The sequence below is a fragment of the Thermodesulfobacteriota bacterium genome (assembly GCA_040758155.1).
Classification (GTDB): domain Bacteria; phylum Desulfobacterota; class Deferrimicrobia; order Deferrimicrobiales; family Deferrimicrobiaceae; genus UBA2219.
In genome coordinates, this window is the sequence record JBFLWB010000128.1 from 1 (window position 1) to 12552 (window position 12552).

The window sequence follows — 12552 nt, forward strand, 5'->3', positions numbered from 1 at the left end:
CTCGCGGATCAGCGGAACGGTGGCCGCGTAGCCCGCGACCAGCGCGATGCTGTCGGGGTTCAGCCCGAACGTCTCCATCTCCTTGCGGGCCGCGGAGGCCCGGTCCGTGGACAACTCCCAGTTCGTGTACTTCCCCGAGGAATAGCTCAGGGCGTCGGTGTGCCCCTCGATGGCGATCCTGTTCGGCACGTCCTTGATGCTCCCGGCGACCGCCTCCATCATCTTCCGGCCGACTTCCGTCGGGACGGAGCCTCCCAGCGGAAAGATCGGCTGGCCGGCCTTGTCCACGATCTGGATCCGCACGCCCCCCTCGAACACCTCGACCAGGACCTGGTCCTCGAGCCCCTGCAGTTTTTTGCGCGTATCCGACATCAGGATCTCCTTGAGCTGCTCCGGAGTCATCCTCTTCCCGCCCTCCCCGAAATGTTCCCTCGGGACCGTGATCTCCCCGCCGCTTTCGCTCAGGATCGCCTCCTTCTTCTCCATGAAGGAGGTCCCGCTCTTGTCGAAGATGCTGAAGTTCCGGAAGTAGGAGGAGAGCCGCGCCCGCTTCTCCGGCGCCGCCATCGTGAGAAGCCACATCAGCAGGAAGAACGCCATCATGCCGGTCACGAAGTCCGCGTAGGCGACCTTCCAGCTTCCGCCGTGGTGCCCCCCCGCGACCTTCTTCTTCACCGTCTTGATGATGATGTTCTTCTGGGAGCTCACTTGGGACCCCCGCGGACCGCCGCCTCGAGCTCGGCGAATGTGGGCTTGGCGTCGCCGGGGATCGCGCGGCGGCCGAACTCGACGGCGATCTGCGGGGCGGAACCGCCGACGAACGCGACGAGGGTCAGCTTGATGACCTGGAAGAGGACCTCCTCCTCCTTCGCCTTGTGCTCCAGGTTCGCGGCCATCGGGCCGACGAACCCGTAGCAGAGTAGAATGCCGATGAAGGTCCCGACGAGGGCCGCGCCGATGCTGTGCCCGAGCACGGCGGGCGGCTGGTCGATCTTCCCCATCGTGAGGACGATGCCTAAGACCGCCGCGACGATCCCCAGCCCGGGGAGCCCGTCGGCGATCCGGTTGAGCGCGTGGGACGGGACCATCGCCTCGTGCTCCCCCGTCTCGATCTCGATGTCGAGCAGGCCGTCGAGCTCGTGCGGCGGGATGCTCGTCGAGATGATCACCTTGAGGTTGTCGCAGATGAAGTTCATGACGTGGTGGTCCTTCGCGACGCCCGGGAACTTCTGGAACAGGGCGCTCTGCTCGGGGTGCTCGATGTCCGCCTCGATGGAGATGAGCCCCTCCTTCCGGATCTTGGCGAACACCTGGTACAGGAGCGTCAGGAGCTGGAGGAATTCCTGCTTGCCGTGGTTCTTGGAGCTGAAGACCTTCCCCACGTTGCGGAGGGTCGCGGTCATGACCTTCTTCGGCGAGGAGATGAGGAACGCGCCGATGGCCGCCCCGCCGATGATCACGAACTCCGCCGGCACCAACAGGACGTGGAGGTTTCCCCCCTCCAGCAGGTAGCCGCCGATCACCGCGGTCAGCACCACGCCGATGCCCAGGATGTTCGTCACGGGCGGCCCCCTTCCGCTTCCTCAAGCCGGAGGACTACGTCGACCCTCCGGTTCCGGGCGCGCCCCTCCGGCGTCGCGTTCGAGGCGACGGGCCGGAACTCGGCGTACCCCGCCGCGGACAGGCGGTCCGGAGGCACTTCGTGGTCCTCGAGGAGCCGGGCCAGGACGGCCGTCGCCCGCGCGGCGGAGAGCTCCCAGTTGGAGGCGAACCGGGCGTTCGAGATCGGGAGGCTGTCCGTGTGTCCCTCCACGGCAGCGGCGCACCCGGACTTCCTCAGGACGGCCGCCACGGCGCCCAGGGCGTTCCCGGACGACGGCTTGACGGCGGCGCGGCCGGCGTCGAACAGGACGTGCTCCCCCATCGAGAGGACGAGCCCGCGGGCGTCCGGCCGGACCGACACCAGCCCCGACGCCCCCGACATCTCGAGCATCCGGACCGCGTCGCGCCGCGCCTCCTCCGCGCCCGGGACCACCGGGGCGATCCCCTCGATGACCGGCTTCGCCGCCTGCGGCGTGCGCGGCCCGAACGCCGCCCGCGTCGAACCGACGAACCGCCCGAGCTTGTCGGAATCGACGCGGCTGATCGCGTACATCACCGTGAAGAACGCGAACAGCAGCGTGATGAAATCCGCGTAGGACACGACCCAGCGGTCCGCGTTCTCCTGCTCCTCGCTGCGCCCGCGACGTCTCAAGCGGCACCCTCCACGAACGATTTCAGCTTCTCCTCGAGATAGTGGGGATTCACCCCCGACTGGATCCCGAGCACGCCTTCGAGGATCATCTCCCTCACGCACAGCTCGTCGTCGAGCCGGTTGTGGAGCTTCTTCGCCAGCGGAAGCAGCACGAGGTTTGCGGATCCGACCCCGTAGATCGTCGCGACGAAGGCGACCGCGATCCCCGAGCCCAGCTTCGACGGGTCGGTCAGGTTCTCCATCACGTGGATGAGCCCCAGCACCGCGCCGAGGATCCCCACCGTCGGAGCGAAGCCGCCGGCCGTCTCGAACACCTTCGCCGTCCGGCGCCTTTCCTCCTCGTAGGTTGAGATGTCGCGCTCCAGCGTCTCCCGCAGCATCTTCGGGTTCATGCCGTCGATCGAGAGACGGATCGCCCTCCGCAGGAAGTCGTCCCGGATCGTCGCGAGCTCGGGCTCGAGCGCGATGAGGCCGTTCCTGCGGCCGACGCCCGCGAATTCGACGATCCGCCGGATGACCGGGACCGGATCGGGCCGCTCTCCGAGGAACACTTCCCGGAGCGACGCGCCCGCGCGCCGCACGTCGGAGAACGGGAAGCTCAGGAGCGTGGCCCCCGCCGTCCCGCCGAAGACGATCGCGGCGGCCGTGCCCTGGAGGATGGATCCCACCGCCCCGCCCTCGATGACGTTGCCGGCGACCACCGCGGTGATCCCGAGCAGGATGCCGATGACGCTGGACCGGTCCACTCCGCTTCCGCCCCCGCTACTCGCGCGCCTTCCGGATGATCTCCCGCTGGCGCATCAGGGAGTACTGGACGATCTCGTTCCGGAGCTCCTCGCTCATGTCGTTGAATTGCAGGGCGATCTCCGTCTCCCCGCCCCCCATGTCGTCGGCCCGGATGACGCTGCCGTAGACGATCATGCCGAGCGGCGGCTTCGCGGGGAGGAGCATCCGGACCTCCAGCGTGTCGCCCGCCCGGAAGCGCTCCCGCGTCCGGAACGCCATCCCGGTGGCGCTCATGTTCACCTGCGTCTTCTCCGCGTTCAGCAGCCCCTCCGTCTCCATGTCGAGGCGCTCCAGGATCATCCCGAGCATCGTGTGGATGTTGACGAGCATCTGCCAGACGCGGGGATTCATGTCCGGCACGGGCCCCGGATCCGCCTGCGCGATGCCGATCTCGCTGAACGGGAACGAGCGCGACACGCAGAGCCGCTCGTGCGCCTCCACCTTCCGGGCGACGAGCGGCACCACGTCCTCGACCCGGAAATAGGCCCGGCTGTTCGACCAGGTCTTCCGCAGCCGGACGCTCCCCCGTTCGCGCGCCACGACCTCGGCGAAGCACTGGCCTCCGTCCGCGGAGATCACGACCTGCTGGCCGGCGGCGACGTCCCGCATCCCGTCCGCGGCCAGGACGATGGAATCCCCCTCCGCCGACAGCACGGTGGCCTGCTGGAGGACGACCTCCGGCATCGTCTTGTAGAAGACCTTCTTACCCTCGTCGAGCTGCATTGCGAATCCCCTCCTCCCGGATCGTCTCCACGAAGATCCGCACGATCCCCGGATCGAACTGCGTTCCCGCGCAGCGCTGGAGCTCCTCGACCGCCGCCTCCGGGGAAAGCGCCCGCCGGTAGGGCCGGTCCGAGGTCATTGCGTCGAAGGTGTCGACGACGGCCAGGATCCTCGCGATGGTCGGGATCTCCTCCCCCGCGATGCCGTCGGGATACCCCTTTCCGTCGTACCGCTCGTGATGGTGCCGGATGACCTTCCGCTCCTTGTCGAAGAAGCGGATCGGACGGACGATCTCGTCGCCGATGACCGCGTGCTGCCGGATCTCCCCGATCTCCGATTCCGTGAGCCCCCCCGGCTTGAGGAGGACCGTGTCGCGGACGCCGATCTTCCCGATGTCGTGCAGGTAGCCGCCGAACCGCAGCGTGTCGATCTCGTCGGACGGCAGCCCCAGCCGCTCCGCCACGCGCAGCGAATACATCGTCACCCGCTCGGAGTGCTCCTTCGTGTACGAATCGCGCGCGCCGATCGTCGTGATGAGCGACTTCAGCGTCGCCACGATGTTGTTGAAGAAGACGTCGTACAGGGCGTTGTTCTCGATCCTGGAGGCGATCTTGCGGGACAAAGTGATCGCCAGGTAGACCTCCTCCTCGGTGAAGGCGGTGCCGTCGGCCTTGCCGGAGAGGTTCAGGATGCCGAACACCTCGTTCCCGACCAGGAACGGGATCGCGAGGAGCTGCGACGCGAGGGGGACGCCGGTGTACGGGTCCGGGCTCCCGACGTCGAGGACGTGGTGCTTCCTGCCGCCGACGACGGCTTCGAAGACGGGGCCGGCGACCGGAAGCGACGCTTTCCCGATGCCGACCGCCGACCGCACGTTCAGCCGGCCGTTCTCGATGATCCCGAAGAACACGACCCGGACCTGGAGCAGCTTCGCGGCCATCTCCGCGACCCGCGCGTAGATCTCCCGGTTGTCCTGGCACCGGTCCACCTCGGCGCCGATCGAGTGCAGCGACCCGATCTCCTGCAGCCGCTTGTAGAGCTCCGCGTTCACCCGCTTCAGGGAGTCGTCGGAGCCCCGGGTGGAGGCGAGCCGGCCGTAGAGCTTCCATTCCCCGAGGACCCGCTCGGTGGTCGACACGATCTTGTCCAGGCGGAACGGCTTCGTGAGGAAATCGCACGCCCCCTGGCGCATCGCGGCGACCGCGATCTCCATCGAGGCGACGCCCGTCAGCATGACGACGGGGACCGAAGGATCGATCTCGCGGCACCGGTTCAGAAAGTCCATCCCGTTCATGCGCGGCATCGTGATGTCGGTGAAGACGATGTCGTACCGGGAATTCCGCATCCTCTCGAGCCCCTCGAGGCCGTCGGCGGCCATCTCGGTCTCGTAGCTCCCGACGTCGGTGAGGGCCTGGGACAACAGTTCCCTCACGGCCGGCTCGTCGTCGACGATCAGGACCCGGCCTTTCCCCTCGCTCTGCGGCATGCAGCCTCCCCGCCCGGCCTTCCGGCGATATGGCACACTACATGGTGTTTTTCGGAAGATTCCGCCGGAACATTAGGGCTTCTTTGGGCTTGGGGAAGGAAAAAAACGGCAAGGATTTCCGCAGGGTACACGACGAACGTCCGCCGGGCGACCGGCGGTCGCGGAACGGGAGAATCCGGAGCCGCGGGCTCCGGCGCCGCTAACCCGACTTGATGCGGCTCAGCACGGCGTTCTTGGTCTCTTCCAGGATCTTCTGTCGCTTCGCCTCGGCCGAAAGCGTGACCACGTCCTTCAGCTCGGCGCTTTCCGGCTCGGCCGACAGGTCCCGGCTCTTCAGCACGCGGCTGTACAGTCCGGTCACTTCCCCGATCTGAAAGGGGAAAATCGTCATCTGCCCGACCTCCATGTAAGGCAGCCCAGTACGCCTCCCCGTATTTATCGGACATCCCCCGAAAAACTTAAGGGGCGGGAGGGCGTTTCCTCAAGGGGAGGTCAGCAGCTCCCGGACGGCGGAGAACTCCTTCTTCCCTTCCGAGAGCACGGGGGACAGCTCGTACTGGATCAGGTCGGCCACGGAGATCCAGTCCTTCCGTTCCATGGCCGCCTGCATCTCCCGGAACAGGTCGATCGACTTCTCCAGGGTGGACAATGCGTCCGCGGGGACGGGACGGGAGGGAAGGAAGTCGGCCCCCTTTCGGATCTCCTGGACGAGGGCGAGGAGGTCGCCGAGGTTGGCGATCCCCGCCGAGAGCACCGCGAAGGTCTCGCTCGACGGATCGATCCGGAGCCGCTTCGAGCAGTCGAGGAGTCCGGCGTCGATCTCCCCGATGACCGAGAGCGCGGTTTCGACCCCCTCCCGGATTCTCGACAGCAGCTCCACTTCGCGCGGATCATCGTTCGGCATCGCGTCCCCTCCGGAATGGTCGGAATCGGTGCTTACCGTATTCATGAACTGTAGCACTCAGCCCGCGCGCCTTTCACCTTCTTTTCCGCGAGTCGGGCGATCGCCGCCGCGAGCATGGAGAAGTGACGCCGAAGGTCGCCGTAAAGGCCGAGGGCCGCCTCCGCCATCGGGGCGAGCTCCTCTCCCTCGAGCGCTTCCTTCCCGTAGCCGAACAGGGTGACGGGCGGCATCAGCTGCGGGCGGATCCTCCCGAGCTTTGCGATCTCCCGGTCGATGACGGGGACGTCCTTCCACGTCCGCCGGATCCACTCCGCGTCCGGGGACGCCTTCGCGGCCTCCCGCCCGATCAGGGCGACCCTCGTGAGGGCCTCCCCCGCCAGCGCTTCCATCCTTTGAAGGGCCTCCAGGTCGCCGTCGAGCTCCGGCAGGAGCGCTTCCAGCTCCCCTTCCCCGTGCCAGGCCGACGCCTTGGCCCCGATCGTCCCGCACGCCCGCTCGACCGGGAATTCCGCCGCCCCGTCGAGGATGCAGGGCCACGTTTCGCGGTACAGGTAGGTGTAGAACGTGTCCCGGGTCAAAGAGCGGCGCAGGAGCGGCACGTAATCCTGGAAGCCGTCCGGAGCGTACCCGGAGCGGTAGACCCGGACCCCGCTCCATTCCGGGCCGTCCTCGACGGTCTCGATGCGCCCTTCCGAAAGGACCCTCGTCCCGAGCGCGAACACGGCCTCGGGCGTGACCATCCGCTTGCACCGCGGGTCGGTGCAGGTCACGTGGAACCCGCACGGCCCGCAGGGGATGTCGGCCTCGATCACGTAATGCCCTTCCCCGAAGGGGCCGGTCTCCCGGAAGCAGACGTGCCCGAGGGAAAGGTCGATGGCGGGCGTGCCGACCGCGGTCGCCATGTGCAGCGGCCCCGTGTCGTTCGTGACGAAGAGGGAGCAGCGCCGGATCAGCGCGGCGACCGCCCGAAGGTCGGTCTTCCCGATGAGGTTGACCGTTTTCGCGGGGCCCTTCGATTCGAACCGCTTCCCCAGCTCCTCCTCCGCCTTCGATCCCGTGAGCAGGATGCGGGCGCCCGTCGACTCCGCGAACATCCGCGCCAGGCGGGCGAAGGAGTCCGCCGGCCACGCCTTCAGCTCGTGGCTCGCGCCGAGCTGGAACCCGATGAGGAGATCGCCGTCGGAGACGCCGTTCTCCGCGAGGAGCGCGCGCGCCTTCCGTCGCTCCGTCTCGGCGACCGACAGGTGGAGCCCGTTGCCGGACGGCGGGACGCCCGCGGCCTTGGTCATCATGTCGCAGAGATGGAACGGGTTGTACCGCCGCGACGGGATCACGTTGATGAAGTACCTCTGCCACGGGTGCCGGATGACCCGCTCCCCTCCGGCGCCGGAGACCACCCCCCGCGTCTCCCGCGCGCGGATCAGCGAGGCGAGGTAGACGCTCTCCCCCGAGGGGGTGAAATTGATCGCGAGGTCGTATTCGGTGTCGTTCGTTTCGTCGAGGAAGGACTCGAGGCGGCGGTAGCAGTCGACGAGGGTGTGCTCCTCCTCGAGGAGCATCTTCCGCAGGGCGGTCTTGTCGAACACCAGAAGCCGGTCGATGAACGGCAGGTCCCTGCAGATCTCCGCGAAGGTCGAGCACACGAGCAGGGTGATCCGGGCCCCGGGATGCGCCCTCCGGATGCTCTCCATCACCGGGGTCGTCTGGATGAGGTCTCCCATCCGGGTCAGGTTGACGAGCAGGACCTCCTTCATCCCGCCGCCTCCCGCCGGCCGATCTCGTTCAGCGCGAGGAAGATCCGCTCGACGCGGTCGACGGCCCCGTTGCCCGACCGGATCTCCCGCAGGACGTCCTCGAGCCGGAGGCGCCGGGAGCCGGCGAAGCGCGCCAGGTACCTGCCCAGATCCGTGTCCGGCCCCGCCTGCGCGACGAGCCGGCCGGGATCCTCCCGCTCGCGCATCGCCTTCCAGGGCGGACGGAAGCCGCTGCGGACCATGCAGCCGAGCATCGCCTCCATCCGGCGCTCGTAGGTGTGCTCCCGGAGGACCCGGAGGCGCCCCCGTTCCGCGACCGCCTCGCGCTCCTCCGGATGCGCGAGGTACCAGGCGATCTTCCCGCGCAGGTCGTCCAGGCCGTCGAAGCACGCCAGCTCCTCCCCGATGCGGAAGAAGCGGGCCAGCCCCTCTCTGGGATCCACGAGCTGGAAGGCGCCGCAGGCCGCGATCTCGAACGTCCTCGGATTCACGAAGTCGCCGTCGGGGTTCACCCCCTCGTGGTAGCTCGAGGAGTGGAGGTTGACGTTGATCCGGGAGGCGTTGAAGATCTTCACGATGTCTTCCGTGCCCACCCGCGCGCCTTTGCGCTGGAGGATCCCCTCGAAGACGGGGCACCCCCCCCACTCGTTTCCCCAGATCCGGAAGTCGAGGTCGACCAGCCCTTCGAAGAGCCGGCGCCGGTTGTAGTACCCCGCGCCGACGAAGGAGACGTCGCTTCCGTACTCCAGGATCTCCTGGCGCGTGAGCGCCATCCTTCGGTGAACCGCGGGGGACGCGGCCATCGGGAGGAAGGCAATGTTTTTCGCCCCCGCCTCCCGGAGCATCTCGAGGAAGCCGCCCTCCTGGATCGCGAAGAAGTGGTCGTACGACGATGCGACGTCCCGCCAGTACTTCATGTGGCGGTGGTCCTCGACGAACCAGAAGACGGTGGCGATCCCCTGTTCCCGAAGGATGGAAAGTGCCGAGGCCAGGATCGGAGCCTGCGCAAGCACGAGGACGATGTCGGGGCGGAACGGAACGATCCGCGCCATCGCCGCCTCGGAGGCGAACTCCCCGTACTTCATCCGCAGGATCTCCCGGTGCGGCGCGCTTTTCGTGATCCTGTCGATCGAAAGGAACGTCTCGCCGAAGGAAGAGTTATCGATGAACTCCACCTCGTGCCCCAGCGTCCGGAGCGCCTCCGCGCAGTAGCCGGCGACGGGCAGCGAGCCTCCGTAGAACGGGCCGACCACGGCGATCCGCAGCCCCCGGGCCACGACCTTGAGGACTTCCAGGCGGGAGGCGGCCTCCTCGTGCGGGGCCGGGTCCCGGCGGACCGACGGCAGATGGCGCAGCACGAGGAGCGTCCCGTCCGGCGGAGGAGAAGGAAGATCGTCCGGATCGGTGAAGATCCTTGCCGAGGAGAGGACCCGCGTAAGGTCCCGCGCCTCCATGGCCGCGCGCAGGACGTCGATCCCGGGCTCGAACACCGTGATCTCTCCACGCGCCGCGTGCAGAAGCTCCTCGACATGGTACCCAAGGCCGAATCCGAGGACCGCGATCGCGGAGGCGTTGCGGACGGCGTCATCGTGGTGCTCCGCCCAGTCGCGCGCTTCCCGGACCGGATCGTACACGCTGTGCAGCGCCGCGCCGTCCGCCTTGATCGACGGCGGCCCCGCCTTCGACGGGACGACGGCGACCGCTCCGCGGCCCGCGTTCCGGATCCGCTCCGAAAGACGCCGGTCGACGTCCGCTAGCGCATCGAGGTTCCGTTCGAGGAACACCGTCTACACCCCCGCCGACCGGGCGGCTTCGATGGCCGCCTTTTGCCGAAGCGCATCCTCGCGCGACGGGGCGAACAACAGCACCTTGCCGAGGTCCTCCAGCGCCTCTTCGTCCATGCCGAGCCGGGACGACAGCTCCGACCGGGCCACCAGCGCGTCCAGGTCGAGAGGGTGCTCCAGGAGATGCGCGTCGAGCGCGGCCCGCGCTCCGGCGAGGTCTCCGGCCGCCACCGCGGCCTCCACCCGGGCGCCCGTCGAGCGCGCCCCGGCCTCCGCCTTCCGGGCGCGGAACAAATACTGGAAGACGAACAGGTCCTTGACCTCCTCGGGCGTCTGGCCGCGAAGGACGACCCGTCCGAAGGACACGTCTCCCGCGTGGCCCGGGGGAAGCGCCTCGTACCCGGGCGACAGGTTCTCGGAAACCCCTTCGAGCTCGAAGCCGGCGTCGCGGAAGAGCCGCTCCATCTCCTTCCGCGTGAAGAACCGCAGGTGGGTCCGGTCGAGGATCCCGAAATCCCGGTATTCCCAGCACCCGTCCGCGAGGGCGCCGACGACGTTCAGGAACCGGACGTTCGGGATGCTGGCCACGACCGCGCCCTCCTCCGCCAGGCACCGCTTCAGCTTCTTCAGGGCCGAAAGCGGGTCCCGCAGATGCTCGAGGACGTCCGCGAGGACGATGCAGTCGAAACGGCCGTCGGCGAAGGGGAGCTCCATGGTCTCCACATCCCCCTCGAGGACCCGTGTGAGGTTCCTCCGGGCCGCTTCGGCCGACGACGGATCCGCCTCGATCCCAACGACTTCCGAAGCCCCCTTCTCGAGAAGCGCCCTGCCGAGGACTCCCTCGCCGCATCCAACGTCGAGGATGCGGGCAGCCCCCGCGGGGACCATCTCCTCGATCTCCTTCCGCGCCTGCCGGTAGTAGGAGCGGTCGGGCGCGGCCGGCGGCTCCGGCGAAGGAGCCGGGGCGGTTTTCTCCGGCGACGCGGAAGCCGCATGCGCCCGGGAAAGGACCACGCCCGGAGCGGACTCCCGGACCACGGCCTTCCCGGGCTCCTTCAGGACCCTGTCGAACAGCTCCGCAACCTGTTTCGCCACCACCCGCGAATCGAAGCGGGCGACGGCGCGCTCCCGGCCCTTCCTCCCCAGCATCTTCCTCAGATCGCCGGAGAAGCACAGCGACGCGATCGCGCGGGCGAGCTCCCCCGGGTCGTTCGACGGAACGAGCAGCCCCGCGTCGCCGACCACCTCCGGGATCGAGCCGGAGAGCGTGGAGATCACCGGGGCGCCGCACGCCATCGCCTCGGCAAGCACCATCCCGAACTGCTCCTTCCACATCCTCATGGAGATGCTCGGCAGCACGAACAGGTCGGCAGCGTTGTACAGATCGCGCATCCGGCCGTACGGGTGGCTTTCGACGAAGTGGAACGAGCTTCCCAGGCCGATCTCCTCCGCGCGGGCCGTCACCGCTTCCCGCTCGGGGCCCTTGCCGACCATCAGGTAGCGGACGGAACGGCTCCCCGGCAGGACATCCACGAGCTTCGCGGCGTGGACGAAATCGTACACTCCCTTCTCCCAGACCATCCGCCCGGTGAACAGAACGACGATCTCGCCGGCGGCGATCCCGAGCTCCGCCCGGCACGATTCCCGCAGCCCCTCGTCCGGCCGGAACCATTCCGTGTCGATCCCCATCGGGATGACCGTGATCCGTCCGGGATCGACCCCTTCGAGCAGCAGCGCCTCCCGCGCCCGCTCCGTCACGGCGACGAAATGGTCCGCCGCCGAGCGGACCGCGCCCTTCAGCGCCTTCATCTCCTCCCGCTCCTCGTAGGCGAACGGGATGTTCTCCCACTGCAGGCACACCAGCTTCTTCCCGAACTTCTCCCGGATCTTCGCCGCCTGGTACGAGAACATCCAGGTCGTATCGGCGGAGTAGACCAGATCCTCGTCGAAGAGGGCGTACTCCAGCCCCTTCATGTATGCGGGATGATCCGGGTGCGCGGGCAGCCGGACGACCGGGAGGCGCACGCCGGAGATGTCGAACGCGGGCTCCGTCGTGGTGTACGCCGTGAGGTCGAACGTCTCCGCCAGCGGCTCGTAGTTCTGCATCTCCCAGGGATTGAGGTTCGGCCCCCGGACGATCGCGACGCGGGGGCGCCCCTTCTTTCCCTCTCCTCCCGGAGGCGCATACGGAGGCACATGGCTTCCCACGGCCGCCGGGGCGGGCCTCGGCTGGACGTCGTATTCCCGGTACACCAGATCCTCGCGGCGCGCGAAGCCGCTCCCCGGAATCCCCGCATACGACTCGCCCTTCTCCGCATACCGGGCCCGGTCGAGGAAACCGTAATGGACGACGTACGCGTCGATGGGGACGATCCTTCCTTCGAGCCCGGCCAGCGTCTCGTGCACCTGCTTCTCCCAGCGGATGCCGGGGCGGTTCCGCCAGATCCGCGGCGTCGCCTCGTAATCGTCGTAGGCCCTGGCGTAGAACGACTCGTTCCCGACGAGGTTGCACTGGCGGATCGTGCATGCCCCCACGTCCTGCGGCAGCCCTTCGAGGAACGCCCGGATCCCCCGCTCGAACGCGTCGGAGAACGCCTCGTCCGCGTCGAGGCGGATCACCCAGTCGCCCGCGCACCGCTCGAGCGAGCGCTGCCGCTGGTCGCCGAAATGACCCGTCCAGGGGACCGCCGCCACGACGACCCGGGGGTCCTGCCGGAGGATCTCGACGGTGCGGTCGGCGCTGCCGCCGTCCACCACGACGATCTCGTCGGCGAACGAGCACGACGCCAGCGCCCGGCCGATGTTCCTTTCCTCGTTCCTCGCGATCATCGAAACGGAGATCCTCATCCCTTCGTCCCTTC

General features: G+C 68.1%; 11 protein-coding genes. All 11 read right to left on the minus strand.

Features of this window, described 5'->3' with window-relative positions; translation table 11 throughout:
- Positions 1-708 (minus strand): flagellar motor protein MotB (locus tag AB1346_08145; protein MEW6720404.1); only part of this gene is annotated, 708 nt, incomplete at its 3' end.
- A complete protein-coding gene (gene motA / locus AB1346_08150; protein ID MEW6720405.1) occupies positions 705-1562 on the minus strand; it encodes a flagellar motor stator protein MotA in 858 nt (285 codons plus the stop codon). The genes AB1346_08145 and motA, both read right to left, overlap by 4 nt.
- On the minus strand, positions 1559-2254 hold the full coding sequence (locus tag AB1346_08155; protein MEW6720406.1) for an OmpA family protein: 696 nt from the start codon (positions 2252-2254) through the stop codon (positions 1559-1561). Before AB1346_08155 ends, motA begins: the two co-directional genes overlap by 4 nt.
- Complete coding sequence (locus tag AB1346_08160) at positions 2251-3000, minus strand: flagellar motor protein (GenBank protein ID MEW6720407.1); 750 nt, start codon at positions 2998-3000, stop codon at positions 2251-2253. Before AB1346_08160 ends, AB1346_08155 begins: the two co-directional genes overlap by 4 nt.
- A 16-nt stretch (positions 3001-3016) precedes the next feature.
- Complete coding sequence (locus tag AB1346_08165) at positions 3017-3763, minus strand: PilZ domain-containing protein (GenBank protein ID MEW6720408.1); 747 nt, start codon at positions 3761-3763, stop codon at positions 3017-3019.
- Entirely contained in the window at positions 3744-5249 is a 1506-nt protein-coding gene (locus AB1346_08170; protein MEW6720409.1) for an HD domain-containing phosphohydrolase, read from the minus strand. The genes AB1346_08165 and AB1346_08170 overlap by 20 nt, the downstream gene beginning before the upstream one ends.
- A 199-nt stretch (positions 5250-5448) precedes the next feature.
- Positions 5449-5640 carry a hypothetical protein gene (locus tag AB1346_08175; GenBank protein MEW6720410.1) on the minus strand — a complete coding sequence of 64 codons (192 nt, stop codon included), beginning with the start codon at positions 5638-5640 and terminating at the stop codon, positions 5449-5451.
- Between the two features lie 90 nt (positions 5641-5730).
- On the minus strand, positions 5731-6153 hold the full coding sequence (locus tag AB1346_08180) for a hypothetical protein (GenBank protein ID MEW6720411.1): 423 nt from the start codon (positions 6151-6153) through the stop codon (positions 5731-5733).
- Between the two features lie 41 nt (positions 6154-6194).
- Entirely contained in the window at positions 6195-7907 is a 1713-nt protein-coding gene (locus AB1346_08185; protein ID MEW6720412.1) for a glycosyltransferase family 9 protein, read from the minus strand.
- On the minus strand, positions 7904-9691 hold the full coding sequence (locus AB1346_08190) for a glycosyltransferase (GenBank protein ID MEW6720413.1): 1788 nt from the start codon (positions 9689-9691) through the stop codon (positions 7904-7906). The genes AB1346_08185 and AB1346_08190 overlap by 4 nt, the downstream gene beginning before the upstream one ends.
- 3 nt (positions 9692-9694) lie before the next feature.
- Positions 9695-12552: glycosyltransferase (locus AB1346_08195; protein MEW6720414.1), on the minus strand; the 2858-nt coding region annotated here is incomplete at its 5' end.